The following is a 17,053-nucleotide window of genomic DNA, read 5'->3' on the forward strand; positions in this document are numbered from 1 at the left end:
AATAAATGTAAAAATCTCCATTTATTTTTCAAAAGCCAGGCATGAATTAAATGGAGATAAATGGAGATGAATTTTTTTAAAAAAATACGTGAAAATATGATTTTCGTACAAAATAGCATTTTCATACAGGACAAAATTTGGAAAAAGTGTGATATTGGGAATTTAGGGAATAAACCGATTGAACATCTTACACAACTGAGAAAAATGGACATCTGTATCAAGTCATGAAAGTGTTGAGGGTTAATCGGTTAAGGGCTGCCATCCTTTCTGATGCAATTGATCAGATTGGAAAATTCAAGACAGTTGAAAGGTTGGTGAATTTGAATGCGGATAGAAAGCGACTTTGGTTAGATCAGATTCAATCTGTTGAGTCTAAAACAAAAAATGATTCTATGCCTATCTTATTAAGTCATTTTTATAAAGAGACAATTTAGTAGATGTTCATAAAGTATGATCGAAATTCCTGATGATGTTGAGCAATGGACTTATGGAAAGATTGTTGATTTGGTTAATGAAGGGTATGATGAAAATGATATTTTAGAAATTAAGCAAGACGTAAATGAAGATAGTGATAGATTTGCAAGATCAGTTTGTGCTTTTGCAAATACAAATGGTGGCACAATAATTTTTGGTATAGATAATAACAGAAAAAAACCATTACATCTTAATGACAGAATTTGTGGATTAGATGATTCTGATCAATTAAAGCGAAACATAATAGATAAAATTAAACATATTCAACCCAGCATCCCGATAAAAAATTTGATTTTTCGAAAAACTAATATCAAATTACCAAACAAACGTGTAATTGTAATTTTAAAAGTAACTCCCTCCTCAAGAAAACCTCACGAATGGAATCATGTTTTTTTGAAGAGATTGTCTGATGGAAATGAGCCAATGGATGTTACGGAAGTTAAACAGACAATATTGGAATCTCAAAAGAATGAGAGATTACTAACTCTTCTTAGACAAGAAGCAGGTCTATTGCGTTATTTGTTCGAAAAATCAAAAAAACTTCTAGAAGAGGATAAAATTCGTTTAACAACAATGTTTCTTAATACGATTCCTGTCGATACTGTAAAATATTTCATGCTTAACCAGTCTTTTCTTTATCCGGTACAATCGACACAATCTCTGATGAGGATTCTTGAAGTTGTTGAAAAAATGGAAAGCATTTCAAAAAAACATAGTACAACAAATATACTAAATGGTGATTTAAAAAAATCACTGGAGAATCATATTGCTCTGGGATTACAAATTTTAATCCCTCAGGGACTGAAACATCTTTCGGAATTGGAAAACCATTTGGATGTAAAACTTATTCCTACTATTGAAACCGAGGAATATGATCCCTTGTTTGATAAATTAGAAAATCCAAATGATAATTTGAATGATCAAACATCCAACAAATCATAACTAACATCATTACCTAGTCATTACCAAAAACAGCACAACTCACGTACGAATTGGGGGGCATTCTATTTTTACTCTTTGTCGATAAACTCGTTAGCACTTTGAAAACAAATTAAAAATTTATTCATGATGGATTTTTCAGTGTTTTTTACAGTCACAGATTAGTCAGTCTGCATAGACACCAGTAATGGATCTGGCTTGTAAAACTCTCCATGCTCTGTTGCAAGTTTGTTTAATTCATCTACAATGTTTTTGATGCCGATCTCTTTTGCAGTTTCAAACAATGGTTTTTTCAGACCCAGTCCCAACTGTGCCGCTTTTTCGATCTCTTCAATATCACTTGCACCGTTAGTCACAAGCCATGCGGCATTGTTAATAATATTTGCAACAAGTTGAATGGGATTGCATTTTTGTGCAAGTTCTTCTGAAAGCGCAACTCTCTCATATTTGTCATCAGAATACTTGTAAAACCCCTCCCCTGATTTTTGTCCGAGTTTTTTCTCATCAAACATTTTTTCAACTAGATGGTGTGGATTGATCACTTTTTTGTCTCGTAGATGCATCTCGACTGTTGCTTTGTGAATTACGTCCATTCCCGTAAAATCTGCCAGCTCAAAAATCCCCATTGGAAATCTCAGTTTGAATTTAACAGCAGAATCTATCTCCTCAAGGGTTGCACCTGTTCTGTCTTTGACAAAACATGCTTCATGAACCATTGGGATGAACAATCTATTTATGATAAATCCTGGAACGTCTTTTCTACATAGTACGGCGATTTTGTTAACCGATTTGACATATTCTTGAGTTAAATCCGTGATTTTTTGCGATGTTTTTTCTCCCGGGATTATTTCTACCAGCTTCATTAACTGTGGTGGGTTGAAGAAATGGATTCCTATGAATTTGTCTGGGCGTGATGTTGTGTTTGCAATTTCGGTGATTGGCAACGTACTTGTGTTTGATGCAAAGATTACCTCTGGGGCTGCAACTTTGTCCAGTTCTGCATAAACTGTTTTCTTCAAGTCCATTATTTCGGGAACTACCTCAATTACTAGTTCTGCATCTTTTACTGCTTCTGCCAAATCCACAATTGGCTTTATTCTTGCAAAAATTGAATCTCCCTCATCCTTTGAAATTTTTTCTTTTGATACCAGTTTGTCCAAGCTCCATCTTATCTTCTCCATGGCTTTGTCCAAAAATTCCTGTTTGATGTCTCGTAAAACTACATTATATCCTGCTGTTGCAGAAACTTGGGCTATGCCGTGACCCATTACACCAGATCCTAAAACTGTGATATTTTTTATTGACACTGATTCTAAAAAATTGAGATCCTTTATAATGTATTTGACTATTGTTGTTCGATTTTGTAACTCAAAATTTTTTGAATCAAAATTGATCCTCAAAACGGTTTATGCCTCATAGTTTCAAATTTTAGATTATCTGTTAACATAATATGCTGTTCTTAGCTTGGTTGATTCAATAACACACATTGTTAGATGCTCTTTTTTTAAAAAAATCATGTGCCTCAAAAAATAAATTCATTTAATGATGCAAATAATTTAGATATTTATCGTGAATTATACGAAAATTCTCTTATACTTTTTAGAACCATTAATCTGAAAGGCGAGATTATAAACTGTAATAAGGCATATTCTCAAGCCATAGGATATTCTAAAAATGAGATTATTGGACAAAATATTTTTGCCCATACAGCTATAGAAAGTCTTGACGAAATGACTGAAATGTTTAACACATGGAAGTCTGGAAAATGCTATTCTAATAAAGAAGTATGGCTGAGAAAAAGAAATGGCGAAAAATTTCTAGGATTATTTAGCGCAAATAATCTTTATGATAATGGAGTGCTTGTTGGAAGCAACACTGCAATTCAAGACATTACTGAAATCACATTGTTAAAACAAGAATTCAAACACATTAAGAGAAAAAGACAGGAAATAATGGGAGAATTGTCTGTCAGAATTGCACATGACTTGAAAAACCCTTTAAGTGTGATTAAAAACTCCATTGAAATATTACAAACAAAAAATAAATCTTTGAATGAACAACATTTGAATTTGTTCCAAGCAATTAATCGTTCTATACTCCGAATGGATCATCAGATTAACCAGGTGTTTGATTTTGTAAATCCAAAACCTCTGGATCTAGAAGAGTGTTCAATTGGAAAAATCATTGAATCTGTAATTTCAGAAATAATTGATACTGCGAATGTAATAGTACAATTACCAGAAAATGACTGCATGATTAAATGTGATAAAACTAAAATGGAAAATGTCTTTGCCAATTTACTATTAAATGCAATTCAAGCAATGGAAGGAAATGGCACACTTGCTATAACTCTGAATGAAAGTGACTCTCATACAAAAATACGAATTAAAGATTCTGGGCCTGGAATTCCTGACGAATTAATCTCTAAAATTTTTGATCCTCTGTTCACAACTAGACAAATTGGAACTGGATTGGGATTGTCAAGTTGTAAAACCATTATTGAGCAACATGGCGGGAGTGTATCATTTGAAAGTAAAATAGGACAAGGTACTGTTTTTGAGATAGAATTGCCTAAATCTAAATTATCTCTCACAACAAATAACGCTAACTTTGTTTTAGAATCTGAAAAATTATATGAATAAAATTTTGCTTATCTGTGCCCTTTTTCTCCAAAATAAGGGTATTTTCATGAAGTTGATCGTTATATAAAATCTCGAGGATTATACAGGATGTCTTGTATCGTTTTTAATGTATTTCCTTCCTTTAGAATTTCAATAAATGCTGAATCAAAATTAACCTCATAAATGGTTCAATTTTTTATGAGTTCAAACCAATACTTGTAAATTGACTATTTGGTCTGTGAACTTTCCTAGTTTAACTGACATCGCATACATCAAATTAAATAGATTGAAATGATATGACTTTCAGTGTTTCACTTTGTTCTTTTTGGTCTTTTAACTCTTGGAGGCATAACATTTGATGATAATCTAATTTCTACGCTTACTGATCTTGAAAATATTACAAGTCAATTTGGAACTGATGTGCCAGTTACAGATTTGATTGGCTATTCTATTGGGATGGTGATTTATGGAATTTTCATCTGGAATTTCTATAGATTTCTTGCAAGACGTGAAATGATTCCTTTAAGATTAAAAAAATATCAAACAGATGGGAAAAAGATTACCTCGATCATAGCATATGTTTTCAAATACGTCATCATATTTCCATTAGTTATTTTAGTCTGGTTTGTTGTTTATTCCACCTTTTTGTTTTTCATGGCACCTGACTTACCTACAGAACATGTGTTTTTGATTGTCATCTCTTTGGTAGTTACAGTAAGAATATCTGCATATTACAAAGAAGATCTTGCAAAAGATTTTGCTAAATTAATTCCCTTTGCTTTATTGGGTATTTTTCTCACCAGTAACATTTTCTTTACTCCAAATGATATATTAGATAGGGCATATGGATTTGTTCCATTTTTAGGTAAAATCCTCGGCTTTGTAATTTATGCAATACTAGTTGAGTCTATTTTACGAATTTTATTTTTAACAAAACGAAAGATTTTGCCTGTTGCTGAAGAGAAATTAGCAGAACAAATTGAAGAACAAATTGACGAGAAGATAAAAGTCCATGTAGAAAAAATTGAAGAAAAACAGAAAAACTTAGAACAAAAGATAGAAAAAGAAACAGATGAAATTGAAAAGAAGATGGAAAAAGAATCTAATGAAATAAAGAAAAAACTTGATAAAGAAAACACTACTTCAAATAAGGATTCTATAGAAAAATAACCTTGGCATCTGGGTCTACTAGAGCAGTTTATGCTGCCCTTTTTGGAAATTTGGGAATTGCAGTTACAAAGTTTATTGCAGCTGCAATGACGGGCAGTGCTTCAATGTGGGCAGAATCTTATCACTCTACTTCAGATACTGTTAATCAAATTTTATTGTTATTGGGCATCAAAATAAGTAAAAAACCTGCTACTGATTTGCATCAATTCGGTTTTGGAAAATCCCAATTTTTCTGGTCATTTATTGTCGCTACTATGATTTTTGGAATATCTGGCATATTGTCACTTGAACAGGGATTCTCATCTTTGTTGGGAACGGGACATCATTTTGAAAATCCTGTAATAAATTACATTGTACTTGCAATTGCATTTGGTTTTGAGGCAAATGCATTAAGAATTGCGCTAATTCAATTTAAAAAACCAATTAAAGAGCGAGGTGAAAGTATACTACCTTCAACTTTGTATAATGAATTTAAAAATAGTAAAGATACTTCAATTCTAACTGTGGTGGTGGAGGATACTGCTGCATTGTTAGGAATTGGAATTGCAGCTGTGGGGATATTTCTTACAGACATAACTGAAAATACTGTATATGATTCTATAAGCTCAATTATTATTGGAATACTGCTAATGTCGTTTGCTTTTTTCTTGGCCAAAGAAAACAGAGGACTGTTAATCGGAGAATCCATCTCTCCAGAACAAAGAAAACAGATTGTGGATATTGTTACTGCAATACCTGAAGTTAACAAAGTTGTCACCATAAAAACAATGCATCTTAGTCCTACTGTCATCATAGTTGGAATTGAAGTAAATTTGATTGATGGGCTGGATACCGATAAAATTGAGATAATAACTGATGTGATTGAACACAAAATTATGAAGATCCTACCAAATTCCAACAAAGAGTATGTTTTTGTAGAAATTGAACGATAGTTATGTACAAAATCTATCTTTCATACATGACCAATATCTGGTAAGTATTTGTAATTTATGCTATGATTCTAAGAAGATTATAAATGATATTTCGTATCATTTTTAATGTATTTCAAAATTTTATTATTTTATGGGTTTGTTCAAACGTAAGAAAGACGATAAAAACAAGACAAAATGTGATGTCTGTGGAACTGATTTGTATGATCCTGAACGATTGAAAAAACACCTGAAAAAAGCACATGGAAACGTACCTGCAAAGAAATTGGATCCGAATGCGGGTGACGGTGGAACTTGGTAGCATGGAACTAAGTTCTGGTCGGAAAGCTAGCCTTGTTTTTGTTGGCGCATTTGTTGCCGCAGGAATTGTTCTATCCACTATGGTTTTTCCCTTTTGGAATCTAATTCGTGAGGATGTGTTTGAAGAAGTGGTGATTTTAACAAATGATAACGGAGTATGCTATGTTGAAACTTCTGATAACATTCCAAAAACCATTGAAAATTGCACCCTTGACTCTGGTGATAAAGCTACTATCAAGTTTGGTAACGGTCTTGCTTGGGCTACGATAGTTGCCCCGTAATCGATGATTTAATATTTTGAAAATATACTAAAAACACATGGACTGTATTTTCTGTAAAATCATCTCTGGTGATATCCCTGCAAAAATCATTAAAGAAACAAGTTATTCGATATCGTTTTTAGACGCATTTCCACTTGCAAAGGGCCATGTACTTGTAATTCCAAAAAATCATCATCAAAAAATTCAGGATATGAGCGAAAAAGAAAACTCTGATTTGTTTTCTCTTGTACATTCTATGATTTCAAAGGTTGACTCTATTACCGGTTCCACTTTACTTGCTATACATAACGGTAAAGATGCAGGACAGGAAGTACCACATGTTCATGTACATCTAGTTCCAAGAAGCAAAGATGATTCTGCAGGAGCAATTCATTCCATGTTTAGTCATTCACTGAAACTATCTGACTCTGAAATAGATGAGATATATGAAAAATTAAAAGTCTAATACGGGTACAATCTTTCATTTGAATCTATATTTTCAACGATGATTGCTTTTGTTGGGCATGTCTCAGCAGCATTCATAATTTTGTTTACTCCGGCACCCTTTTGATTAATCACTGAGGATTTTGGATTTGACCTGCTTTCTTTATTGATTTCAAACACGTCTGGAGCTATCATTTCACAACTACAACATCCAATACATCGACTTTTGTCTACATCTACGAAAAGATTTGGCTGTTTTTTGGGTTCTTGTGCTTTTTCATATTCCCCGTTTCTCCCGTCCGGACGAACCCGTGCATTATATTCCTCCCAAAATTTTCGCTCATACTCTTTCCAAAAATCAGGATCTCCTTCTTCGAACTCACGAGTGTATTTACTCCAATCCTGTTCTGGAATGCCTCCGTCATCTGGTGCTCCCCATTGTGGCTTTTTCTTGTATCGTGTTTTGGTGTTTGGTTTTTCAGCATGTTTTTTCTGTGATGAACTGTTTTGATGATTGTGATTTTTCTTCAAAAAATTATAGGCCTCTGTAATTTTTTTAAATTCCGTGTCACTTACTGCATTTTTATTTTTGTCAGGATGCCATTCTAGTGCCAGCTTTCTGTATGCTGCCTTGATCTCGTCTTGTGATGAATCCTGATTCACATTCAATACCTTGATTGCCTGATATGTGTTCACTGAAGATAGAGATTTGTCATATGATAAAAATAATTGCAATGATGTTGGCTTTTATTCCAGTATTTCCTCATTTTCTGCTTTCCATGCAGGTTCAACAATGCACAAAAATCTCAAATTCTCTGATCCCGTGTTTTTGATGCATTGCTTGGAATTTGGCGCAACATACGCTGAATCATCTTTTTCAAGCTCATATGCCTCCTCGTCCACATTCAGTCTTGCATTCCCGTCTAAAATGTAATAAATTTCAGATGATGCAAGTTTGTGGAGTTTGGAACTTTTTCCAGGCTTTAATGTGAACTGTGCCACACTGTAATTAATTCCACTTAGCGTGTTATGTGGATGAAAATACTGCTTGATTTTGGTTCCCTCATTTCCGTCAATAGGTTGAATCTCGGAATTTTTTCGTAATGACATTGTCTATATTATTTCTGAAACTTTGGATTTGAAATCTGATTCATACCATGTTGTTTTGTATGGTGCATTTTTTTTAGGCAATATGTTTATTGCAATGTGGGAGAATGTCTTTTTCTTGTCAACTGAGCCATGAGTATGGAGTACATTTGCAGGTATGTGCACTACATCTCCTTCATTAAGTGATATCTTCTCTGTTCGTTTAATCTTGAAATTGGTTTTAGACGTGCCGTATTTTTTAAAAATCTCGAGACTTCCATTCCCTTTAACTGCAATTAATACTTGATTTCCATCATGCTGATGGAGTTTGGTTCTGGAACCTTTTTCAAAATGAACATGATAAATGTCTTGATCCTTTGATTTGATTTTCTCAGATATTACTTTCATCCATGTTTTACCTGTAAACCAATCTGGATTTACCTTTCTTTGGTCCCCTGTTCCAAAAATATTCGTTTTTTTCATTTTAAATTCTACTCAAAATCTTCTTTTTCTTTTCTTGGAACTCTTTTTCAGTAAGGACTCCTGATTTTCTTAATTTTCCAAGTTTTTCAAGCAATCTCAAATCTTCTTCTGAACTTGATGTCATTTTTTTTGCAGACAAAATCCCTTCGTTTATTCTTTCAATACTCTTCTTTTGTAAAATCTCGCTTTCTTTTCGTGCTTTCTCGCTGAATTCTTTGCTTGCTTTAGAAGCTTGTTTTGCAGTTATTTCTCCTAATTCTACTGCTTCATCTAAAACATCGTCCGCCTTTTTGATTCCTTCTTGGATTGCCTTGTCTGCTCTTCTGAGAAATTTATCGATATATCCGCCTTTTTTTGATGTTTTTGATTTCTTTGAGGTTCCCATGAGTTTTTAATAATTTCAAATCTATTATTTCTTTCTTAGTCGAATTGGTTTAATAGCCTGGATTTGTTAGAAAGAGTGATTTTGACAAACGACTATGATGTAAAGACTGTTGTGATAAGAAAAAACCTTGAAGAGGAGGATGCGCTGAAACTAGTGGAGCAAAAGAAAACAGACCCTTTCAAATCATTATTGTCCAGACCAAAAAAAGAGGACATTCATATCGATTCTCTAAAGTTGTGCTACGAGTCTTCCTTGATAGTATCAGGCAAGTATACTGCAAATTATTTTAGAAAAGCCATCCATTCAATCGATGTTGACTCAAATGTACATGGCGTGGTTTTAGGAGATGCCATCTTTCCAGTTCGCTCAAAATCTGGCCTGGAAAAGGCATTTGTTGGAAAAAAAGGAAAAAACAAAGTTGACTTGAGTTTAGAGGAACATGTTTTTGTTGAAGAAGAAGATGAGTTGACATTTGATCATCATGGACTTGAAATAGAATTACCATTTAAAATTGATTCAAAAACTATAGAGAATTATCCTAAAAAAATTCTGGAAGGCGGCTCGTCTGTAATACGAAAGCCTGAATTCTCTTATGATTCTGTGATAGACAAACTACAGTTTCATCTAAAAAAACCAATGGAGGAAGATGTCCGTGATCTGAAAGATGAATTCGTCTTGCATGATATTACAGAGGTGTACATTCCAATTTTTGAGGCAAGACTATCTGATCTTAAAAAGAAAGTTGAGATTATTCGAATTGACGCAGTAAGAAAAAAAATTCTATAATAGAACTCTAGATTTACTTGATGAATTACAGTTTCACAATTTTTCTAAACTCGTCATTGGTGTGAAATTTCTCAAAAGCTTTTTCCTCTTTTGCCCATGAGCGAATAATTTTTGGATTCTTTGCAATTGCCTGTTTTAATAGTTTTAATGCTTCAGGATCCATCCCAAGTTCAGCTTTGCTTCTTGATTTTGCATAAATGATGTTGACGTTGTCTTTGTGTTTTGATAAAATTTTGTCAAATATTTCAATTGCATTTTCATGTTTGCCTAACTCTGCTAGCTCTATCCCTTTGTGGAAAAATGCATCCATGTGACTAGGATTGTTTTTGTAAACTTTGTCAAAACAATTTAGTGCCTCTTCATGTCTTTTTATTTTCCCTAGAATGATTCCCTTGTAGAATAATGCATTTGGTTTTCTTGGCTCAATTGTGATTGCTTTGTCTAACACTTGCAATGCCTCCTCATGTTCCTTTAGTTTGTCGAGTAGCACCCCTTTGTTGAAATAAGATGCAGCATGCTTTGGGTCTGCTTCTATTGCTTTGTCGTAACATTCTGCTGCATCTTGAATGTTGTCCATCTCGGCCATTGCTATTCCCTTGTTGTTGTATGCTTGAGCGTCTTTTGGATTGATCTCTAGTAATTTGTCAAAACACGTGATTGCATCACTATATTTTTTTATCTGGTTCAGTGCCAGTCCTTTGTTAAATATTGCTGAGGTGTTTTCTGGTTCTTGCTTTATCACTTTGTTAAACAACGAGATGGCTCCCTTTGGTTGGTTTTTCTCAATTAGGGACATTGCATTGTACATCAGATCCTCTGAATTCTCTTTTCCGCCAAACAATCCCATGATTTTTACAAAATGATACTGCTAATTACTTTTTTCAATAACCTTCTTCGCTTGAATCTGACTCCGCATCAATTTTCTCAAATGTCATGTCCTTTTTTTGACAGGATTCGCACTTCTCCATGATGCCAAATTCATTCCTGTATTGACCTTTCCCATCACATCTGAAACAGACCAACCTATTCTGTTGGGTTTAGATGCGAATTAAGGTTTACTGATAATGTGTGATTGATTCAGTTTCTATGCTGATTGGATCTAAATTAAGAGAAATAAAAAAAGACTCTACAGATGAGAACTTTTCATGTTAAGAAACACTTTCTGCTTGAGTTCTTTGAGTTGGTCATGGATAGTTTTCACTGCATCAGAATCTCCGTTATTGTATGCATCTCTAAGTTGTTGCATCAAATCTAGAAATTGTGCCCTTGCAGCATCAACATCTGCATCTCCAGTTGGTTCAGAGAATTTCTGTTGGAATTTCTCAAACTTCTTTACAGTTTTCTCACCTTTCATTTCTTTCATTTTTGAATGATCAAATGTTTTGGTGACTGTGGTGAAGTTTGTACTGTCACCTGCATCTACAACAAAGATATTTTTGGTCATTGTTTCAGACTCATCTTTGTTCATACTGGTAATGGTCCATACAAGATATTTGTTACCTTCACCATCTTTTGCAATTCCAATGCTTGCCTTCATTGCATCCGTAACACCATTACTTTCAGCAACGGATACTGCTTGACCTAGAGAAACTGTTACTTGATTTTTTAGCTCAGAGTGAGTCTCTTTTGTCATTTCTGCAGGAATTGCAATTGATCCTGTAAATCCTTCAACTTGGATAGCCTTATTTCCATGATGTCCTTTTTTGTGGTCTTTTTCCCCACTCCATTTTGCATAATCTCCCCCTTCTGCCATTACACTTGGTAATGCCACAGTGAACATCAGGGCAAAGACTGCTGCAAACGCAGGAATCATGTACTTTGTTTTACTATTCATGGATGATTTCATATAATTTTGCATAAAAGGCGTTGTTATCAAGTGATACGTAACAATGTTACCTGATCTTTATCTTACTTGCTTCGTCGTTGGTTTTGTTGGTACAGATTTGCAAGGGTATTTGTGAGCACAAAAAGGCATTTTCGATGCCAAATAATTTACGTTATAACTCAGGACAGAAGAGGTGTGGTTTATGTGATTGTTATTTCTATACCGAAGACATTTCTTGTCCATGTTGCACTACCCGACTTAGGACAAAACCGCGAAACAAAAGATTACGGAATAAATGATGATGTGTTATGGAATCCATTTTTAGAGGCGACTTTATCTGGCACGTGAATATAGAGATCGAATTTACATTAGGAAGGATATTCTCTTGAAACTTTACGAATATGGTGAAATGAATCAAAGTAGATTGATGAGTATATGTGGATTAAACAATGTAAAACACAAGGAAATTTTGGATAGCATGGTAAACAAACAGATGATTGAAAGAAAAGAAGAGCCGTGGGGGAACAAAACCATCTACAAATACAAAATTTCTGAAAAAGGAAAGACGTTACTTGAAGAAGTTTTGCAGAGATATGAGGACCTGTTCCCAAGAGATAACGGAGATGAATAAAAATGTCTAAAGATAATTCCAATAAAGACCGTGAAAATATTTTTGAAATATTGGATGGAATAATGTTTCAACTTAGCAGAACAAAAAAGATGTTTTTAATTATGATAATTACCACCTTAATAATTCCACCACTCTCCATAATTGCAATTACCAGTGTCTATGATTCTCCATATCAAGATAAATTCAGAGAAGATTTTGACACCCGTCTGCAATCAAAACTTGATAATGATGAAATAACCGAAGACGAATACAATCTAATGAAGGAGAAATTCTCCAAGAAAACAAAACTAAATCCATTGCTTCGCCCTCCTCAGCTTGTGATATTCGTAATCTCAGTTGTTTGGTTGGGAATAGGAATAAGACAATGGTTTGTTATCTCAAAATGGGACAAGCGATACCAACAATTCAAGGAAAAACAAAAAGAGATTGATAAGAAATTCGAAGATGACTCTGATGATGAAAAATAAATTGGTTGTAAATTTAAAATGAATAAACTCAATATTTTATTTTTTGCAGCGGCCGTTACTACTGCCATTGCAGGAATAATTCATGTTGTTTTGGGAATTCCTTCAAACAATCTCAATAGTCAGGTATTGTTTGTTGTGGGAGGCGCTACGCAGATCTTTTGGGCTGTCCCAATGATTAGAAAGTGGGGGACTGTCTGGTATGGGATAGGTCTTGGTGGAACATTGATGTTTATTGCAATATGGGTGATTACTAGAATTCCTGATAACTTCATTACTGGACGTGGGGGAAGAATTAGTGATAATGGAATTCTAGTTGAAGCATTTCAGATTGCTTTTGTTGGCATTGTAATTGCAATTCTTGTGTTGGACAGAAAATCATTTTCTAAAAAAGAAGGAAATGCGAATTAAAATATGAGTTCTATGTCCCAGACCGTTAAACAAGTGCATGGCATACTTGATGTTCAAAATGTTTCCAAAGTTTACCAAACTGCTGCAGGAAAAGTTGTAGCTCTAAAAAATGTCAGTTTCTCCATTCCAAAAAATCAGTTTGTATCCATTGTTGGTCCTTCAGGTAGCGGAAAATCCACTTTGCTGAATATGATTGGGGCTTTGGATAAGCCATCTAGAGGTACTGTGTTGATGGATGGGATTGATATATTCAAGCTACCTGACAATAAACTAGCAAAGATTCGAAATACCAAAATTGGATTTGTATTTCAATCGTTTAATTTGATTAACAGATCGACTGTTCAAAAAAATATTGAAATGCCTGGAATTATTTCTGGAATGGATAATGCAACTAGAACTAAACGTGCCCAAAGCATTCTAAAAAAACTCGGTATTTTAAAAAAAGCAAACCATAAACCAAATAATCTCAGTGGTGGGGAACAACAAAGAGTTGCAATAGGTAGAGCCTTGATAAACAACCCTGCAATTATTCTTGCAGATGAGCCAACTGGAAATCTGGATACTGCTACTGGTGAAGACATTTTCCAGCTTTTAACAGAGCTGACAAAAAAATATTCCAGAACAGTTGTGATGATTACACATAATGTCGATTTGGCAAAAAGGACAGATCGATCAATATACATGAAAGATGGAGAAATTGAAAAAGATGTCTGCAACTAAATCAAAAAATATATTTCTAAAGTTGTTGTCTGTTTCCTTGTTTGCAATACTGGTGATTTCTGTTTCGCCAACCTTTGCAAATGCTCAAACTTTTAGAAGCGATTGTTCTTCATCTACTACTACCCGGGTTGATGCAGATTACAACGGACCTGTTTTCCTTGATGCTTATTGGACTGACAGAAGTAGTTCTAGTACGAATTCACTTAATCCCAATGAATTAGAAGTAGGGCCTGGGGAGGGACCATCAACTCTTGCCGCTGTATTTGTAAATCGTTCACCACTTGAACTGTATGCTGTTACAGGATATTTGCGTCTACCAGACGGATTCAAGCCAGGTGGCACTAGTGCAGATCCTCAGGCAAAATCCTACTTTGCATCCACTTTCAGCAAAAGTATTGGAGACGTATCACAAGCGAGTTATTTTGCTAAACTAGTTGAAGGAGAAGTGTTTACCCTGTACTTTGATGTGGATATTACAGATGATGCCAAAGTTGGCTCGTATCTTAGTTCTGCAATCCTGGATTATTCTACTCCAGATCATGTGAGAAGCTGTAAATCTGCCTTGCTAAATGTGCCATTTATTTTACCTGGAAAAGTTGTTTTGGATCTAGGTACTGATAATAAACCACTGACCCCAAAGGTGCCAAATCCTATTGATTTTATAATTTCCAACACGGGAAGTTCTCCTGCAACTGGTGCAATTTTGACAATATTGAGTATTGGAGATGATAGCAATCGCTCATCAAGGGACAGTTCAAGCTCTACTGTTACCTTGCAATCATCTGAAACGGAATTGGTCAATCTTGGAGCTAATACGTTCAACATTGGAACTATTCCTGCAAATGGTTCTACGAGAATCTCAACAACAATATTTCCAGAAGCCACATCAGGCTCATCAGTTCAGAACATAAGTATCCAAATAACATATGGCAATGCCTATGGATACAAGCAGACTGAATTGTTAACTACCGGACTTGTAGTTTCGCCAAAACCATCCGAATCGCCAATCATCGTATCAGTTGATACACAACATGATGAACCAGTAGTGACTGCAGGAATTGTTGAAAACATTATGTTCCAAGTTACCAACAATGGTGACGATGAGATTACGGATCTGCTGCTTACTCTATCTGGGGAAACTACAGAAATGAAAATTATGGGAAAGTCAAAGTGGATGATAAGTTCTCTTCCTGTGGGTGAAACTTTTGAGTTTACCACTGATGTCTTTGCGTCAACTAACCTGATCAATACTCCTAGTTCCTTTAACATGAATCTGGATTACATCTCTGATGGAGAGTCTAGCTTGGATGCTGCAAATGTAGGAGTGTTTGTTTCTGGGAGCATAGAATTGACACTATATGATGTACAGGTTAGCAGTATTGGTGGTAAGTTGCATCTTGTTGGAAATGTGCTCAATCAGGGAAGCACTACTGGCAAATTTGCCAACATAGAACTGCTGTCCCTTGCGGATATCCCAGATGTTTCAGATATTTCTCCACAGTATATGGGAGATTTAACAGATGATTCATCAATTCCATTTAGTATTCCATTGCCAGTATCTTCGCTTTCACAAGGCAAACACCCTTTCTCAGTTAAGGTGACTTATGCTGATGATCTTAGAAATTTTCATGAAATTGTTTTTGATGACATAGTTAATGTTTCTCAAATCAAACAGCAATCATCAAATGAACGCGGTGAAAGTTCCACACTGATGTCTACTGAAGTTTTATTGGGAATTGCAGCAGCAGTAATTGTTGTTATAGTAATAGTAATTAAAATCAGAAAAAAGAAAAGCGAAATAGATTCCAGTGCTGATGATCTGGATTTCCTCTTGGATAACTCAAAGAGCTCAAAGAATTGAATCCTAAAGAAATTCTGTTACTGTCTTTTTCTGCATTAAACGAACGTAAGATCCGAACATTATTGACCGTATTGATGGTTGTTGTAGGAAGCAGTTTGATGATTGTTCTTAATGGACTCAGTGCCGGACAAACTCAATTCATTGAGGATCAACTAAATCAACTTGCGGACAATGTATTAACAGTGACACCTGGACAACGCTCTTTTCGAAGTGTGGATACAACTCCCTCAATTGTATTTAATTCTGCAGTTGTAAATAAAATAAATTCCCTGTCTTCTGTAGTTGATGTGATCCCGAGATATTCCGGTACAGTTGATCTTAATTCACAAGCAAGAGTGTTGCGTACCTCTGTCTTGGCAATGAATCCTGATGATGTTTATGTTAGCGTACCTGGTCTTGAAATGGAAGCGGGTTCTGTAATAAAGCGAAATGACCCTTCGGCAATACTTGTTGGACAAAGTGTAGCGTATCCTGATGGGGCATCATTTCCAATAGTTACATTGGGTCAATCACTGAAACTCACTTTTAGATATGTTGATACGGAAGGCGAGCAGCAAGAAGACTCTAGAACATTTGTGGTGTCTGGAATTTTAAAAGAATCAGGTGATCGTACTTTGGATCGTTCTGTAATAATTAACGAAAATGTTGGAAATACATTTTTAAAAAAATCAGGCAAATTTGATAGCCTCTTAGTTTCTTTACAATCATCTGAATTAATTTCACAAACCGAAGAGGATCTGAAAGAACTCTTTGGCACGTCTATAGGAATCTCTAGCCTTCAATCCCGATTGCAATTTAGACAACAGTTTACTGAAGGTAATAATGCATTTATTCAAAGCATCGGCGTAATTGCTTTGGTTGTTGGTGCCGTAGGTATTATCACTACATTGTACACATCAGTTACTGAAAGAATTAAAGAGATTGGTACGATGAAAGCTATAGGCGCTCAGAATAGATCCATACTTTTGCTTTTTTTAATGGAGGCATTACTTATTGGTCTGTTAGGTGGAACAGCTGGAATCTTGGTAGGTATGATGTCTGGACATGCTCTAAGTTCTATTCTATCTCCTCCTGGTTTTGGAAATACTTCAAACATTGTACCTATTTTTCATTTTGTAGATACACTATACGTATGGCTGTTATCTGTAATACTTAGCATATCTGCAGGAATACTTCCTGCATGGAAAGCTTCCACATTATCGCCCCTTGTTGCATTACGTAGAGAGTAAATTGAAATAATTTCATTCGTTGAACAGTGATGAGG

The 17,053-nt window shown here is 34.8% G+C and carries 21 protein-coding genes; 14 read left to right on the top strand and 7 right to left on the bottom strand.

Features of this window, described 5'->3' with window-relative positions:
* Positions 1–450 precede the first annotated feature (450 nt).
* Positions 451–1,416 carry an AlbA family DNA-binding domain-containing protein gene (locus tag OO712_RS04270; protein WP_109877240.1) on the top strand — a complete coding sequence of 322 codons (966 nt, stop codon included), beginning with the start codon at positions 451–453 and terminating at the stop codon, positions 1,414–1,416.
* Between the two features lie 158 nt (positions 1,417–1,574).
* Here the strand turns inward: OO712_RS04270 and OO712_RS04275 are convergent, their stop codons facing one another.
* The gene (locus OO712_RS04275) at positions 1,575–2,720 is read right to left on the bottom strand and encodes a 3-hydroxyacyl-CoA dehydrogenase (RefSeq protein WP_109877349.1); all 1,146 of its coding nucleotides are present in this window, start codon (positions 2,718–2,720) and stop codon (positions 1,575–1,577) included.
* A 210-nt stretch (positions 2,721–2,930) separates the two neighbouring features.
* Between OO712_RS04275 and OO712_RS04280 the strand changes: the two genes are divergently transcribed.
* The 6 genes from OO712_RS04280 (at position 2,931) to OO712_RS04305 (ending at position 7,159) form a co-directional block, all read left to right on the top strand.
* Positions 2,931–4,055: a two-component system sensor histidine kinase NtrB gene (locus OO712_RS04280; RefSeq protein WP_109877239.1), complete on the top strand. Its 1,125-nt coding sequence runs from the start codon at positions 2,931–2,933 to the stop codon at positions 4,053–4,055.
* A gap of 285 nt (positions 4,056–4,340) precedes the next feature.
* Positions 4,341–5,204 (top strand): hypothetical protein, encoded by an 864-nt coding sequence (locus OO712_RS04285; RefSeq protein ID WP_109877238.1) that lies wholly within the window; start codon positions 4,341–4,343, stop codon positions 5,202–5,204.
* Between the two features lie 2 nt (positions 5,205–5,206).
* A complete protein-coding gene (locus OO712_RS04290; RefSeq protein ID WP_109877237.1) occupies positions 5,207–6,136 on the top strand; it encodes a cation diffusion facilitator family transporter in 930 nt (309 codons plus the stop codon).
* Between the two features lie 130 nt (positions 6,137–6,266).
* Positions 6,267–6,434 (top strand): hypothetical protein, encoded by a 168-nt coding sequence (locus tag OO712_RS04295; protein WP_200829091.1) that lies wholly within the window; start codon positions 6,267–6,269, stop codon positions 6,432–6,434.
* 1 nt (position 6,435) lies between these two features.
* Entirely contained in the window at positions 6,436–6,714 is a 279-nt protein-coding gene (locus OO712_RS04300) for a hypothetical protein (protein ID WP_109877236.1), read from the top strand.
* A gap of 37 nt (positions 6,715–6,751) precedes the next feature.
* Entirely contained in the window at positions 6,752–7,159 is a 408-nt protein-coding gene (locus OO712_RS04305) for an HIT family protein (RefSeq protein ID WP_109877235.1), read from the top strand.
* Here OO712_RS04305 and OO712_RS04310 read toward each other — a convergent pair.
* The 4 genes from OO712_RS04310 to OO712_RS04325 are packed head-to-tail and all read right to left on the bottom strand — an operon-like array spanning position 7,156 to position 9,091.
* Positions 7,156–7,833, bottom strand: a complete 678-nt coding sequence (locus tag OO712_RS04310) for a J domain-containing protein (protein WP_200829090.1) — start codon at positions 7,831–7,833, stop codon at positions 7,156–7,158. The genes OO712_RS04305 and OO712_RS04310 overlap by 4 nt on opposite strands.
* Positions 7,834–7,884: 51 nt before the next feature.
* The gene (locus tag OO712_RS04315) at positions 7,885–8,247 is read right to left on the bottom strand and encodes a cupin domain-containing protein (RefSeq protein WP_109877233.1); all 363 of its coding nucleotides are present in this window, start codon (positions 8,245–8,247) and stop codon (positions 7,885–7,887) included.
* A gap of 3 nt (positions 8,248–8,250) precedes the next feature.
* Positions 8,251–8,706 (bottom strand): cupin domain-containing protein, encoded by a 456-nt coding sequence (locus tag OO712_RS04320; RefSeq protein ID WP_109877232.1) that lies wholly within the window; start codon positions 8,704–8,706, stop codon positions 8,251–8,253.
* A 1-nt stretch (position 8,707) separates the two neighbouring features.
* Positions 8,708–9,091 (bottom strand): SHOCT domain-containing protein, encoded by a 384-nt coding sequence (locus tag OO712_RS04325; RefSeq protein ID WP_109877231.1) that lies wholly within the window; start codon positions 9,089–9,091, stop codon positions 8,708–8,710.
* Between the two features lie 75 nt (positions 9,092–9,166).
* On the opposite strand from OO712_RS04325, the gene OO712_RS04330 reads away from it, so the two are divergent.
* The gene (locus tag OO712_RS04330) at positions 9,167–9,877 is read left to right on the top strand and encodes a hypothetical protein (RefSeq protein WP_225866912.1); all 711 of its coding nucleotides are present in this window, start codon (positions 9,167–9,169) and stop codon (positions 9,875–9,877) included.
* Positions 9,878–9,902: 25 nt separating this feature from the next.
* On the opposite strand, the gene OO712_RS04335 is transcribed toward OO712_RS04330, so the two are convergent.
* Positions 9,903–10,724, bottom strand: a complete 822-nt coding sequence (locus tag OO712_RS04335) for a tetratricopeptide repeat protein (RefSeq protein WP_109877229.1) — start codon at positions 10,722–10,724, stop codon at positions 9,903–9,905.
* 279 nt (positions 10,725–11,003) lie between these two features.
* Complete coding sequence (locus tag OO712_RS04340) at positions 11,004–11,711, bottom strand: hypothetical protein (RefSeq protein ID WP_146196002.1); 708 nt, start codon at positions 11,709–11,711, stop codon at positions 11,004–11,006.
* A gap of 376 nt (positions 11,712–12,087) precedes the next feature.
* Here OO712_RS04340 and OO712_RS04345 point away from each other — a divergent pair, with 376 nt between their 5' ends.
* From OO712_RS04345 to OO712_RS04370, 6 genes are read left to right on the top strand one after another with little or no spacing between them, the layout of a single operon-like run.
* Positions 12,088–12,333: a hypothetical protein gene (locus OO712_RS04345; protein WP_200829089.1), complete on the top strand. Its 246-nt coding sequence runs from the start codon at positions 12,088–12,090 to the stop codon at positions 12,331–12,333.
* Positions 12,334–12,335: 2 nt separating this feature from the next.
* Positions 12,336–12,800 carry a hypothetical protein gene (locus OO712_RS04350; protein WP_109877226.1) on the top strand — a complete coding sequence of 155 codons (465 nt, stop codon included), beginning with the start codon at positions 12,336–12,338 and terminating at the stop codon, positions 12,798–12,800.
* Positions 12,801–12,818: 18 nt separating this feature from the next.
* Positions 12,819–13,208 (top strand): hypothetical protein, encoded by a 390-nt coding sequence (locus tag OO712_RS04355; protein WP_109877225.1) that lies wholly within the window; start codon positions 12,819–12,821, stop codon positions 13,206–13,208.
* Positions 13,209–13,211: 3 nt separating this feature from the next.
* On the top strand, positions 13,212–13,928 hold the full coding sequence (locus OO712_RS04360; protein WP_109877224.1) for an ABC transporter ATP-binding protein: 717 nt from the start codon (positions 13,212–13,214) through the stop codon (positions 13,926–13,928).
* Positions 13,915–15,789 (top strand): COG1361 S-layer family protein, encoded by a 1,875-nt coding sequence (locus OO712_RS04365; protein ID WP_146196001.1) that lies wholly within the window; start codon positions 13,915–13,917, stop codon positions 15,787–15,789. The genes OO712_RS04360 and OO712_RS04365 overlap by 14 nt, the downstream gene beginning before the upstream one ends.
* Complete coding sequence (locus OO712_RS04370) at positions 15,786–17,018, top strand: ABC transporter permease (protein ID WP_109877222.1); 1,233 nt, start codon at positions 15,786–15,788, stop codon at positions 17,016–17,018. The genes OO712_RS04365 and OO712_RS04370 overlap by 4 nt, the downstream gene beginning before the upstream one ends.
* Positions 17,019–17,053 lie beyond the last annotated feature (35 nt).

The organism is Nitrosopumilus zosterae, from assembly GCF_025998175.1.
GTDB lineage: Archaea > Thermoproteota > Nitrososphaeria > Nitrososphaerales > Nitrosopumilaceae > Nitrosopumilus > Nitrosopumilus zosterae.

Coding starts and splice junctions, on each gene's coding strand:
- OO712_RS04325 (WP_109877231.1), bottom strand. CDS start 9,091: ATGGGAACCTCAAAGAAATCAAAAACATCAAAAAAAGGCGGATATATC.
- OO712_RS04355 (WP_109877225.1), top strand. CDS start 12,819: ATGAATAAACTCAATATTTTATTTTTTGCAGCGGCCGTTACTACTGCC.
- OO712_RS04350 (WP_109877226.1), top strand. CDS start 12,336: ATGTCTAAAGATAATTCCAATAAAGACCGTGAAAATATTTTTGAAATA.
- OO712_RS04315 (WP_109877233.1), bottom strand. CDS start 8,247: ATGTCATTACGAAAAAATTCCGAGATTCAACCTATTGACGGAAATGAG.
- OO712_RS04335 (WP_109877229.1), bottom strand. CDS start 10,724: ATGGGATTGTTTGGCGGAAAAGAGAATTCAGAGGATCTGATGTACAAT.
- OO712_RS04295 (WP_200829091.1), top strand. CDS start 6,267: ATGGGTTTGTTCAAACGTAAGAAAGACGATAAAAACAAGACAAAATGT.
- OO712_RS04320 (WP_109877232.1), bottom strand. CDS start 8,706: ATGAAAAAAACGAATATTTTTGGAACAGGGGACCAAAGAAAGGTAAAT.
- OO712_RS04360 (WP_109877224.1), top strand. CDS start 13,212: ATGAGTTCTATGTCCCAGACCGTTAAACAAGTGCATGGCATACTTGAT.
- OO712_RS04365 (WP_146196001.1), top strand. CDS start 13,915: ATGTCTGCAACTAAATCAAAAAATATATTTCTAAAGTTGTTGTCTGTT.
- OO712_RS04300 (WP_109877236.1), top strand. CDS start 6,436: ATGGAACTAAGTTCTGGTCGGAAAGCTAGCCTTGTTTTTGTTGGCGCA.
- OO712_RS04305 (WP_109877235.1), top strand. CDS start 6,752: ATGGACTGTATTTTCTGTAAAATCATCTCTGGTGATATCCCTGCAAAA.
- OO712_RS04270 (WP_109877240.1), top strand. CDS start 451: ATGATCGAAATTCCTGATGATGTTGAGCAATGGACTTATGGAAAGATT.
- OO712_RS04340 (WP_146196002.1), bottom strand. CDS start 11,711: ATGAATAGTAAAACAAAGTACATGATTCCTGCGTTTGCAGCAGTCTTT.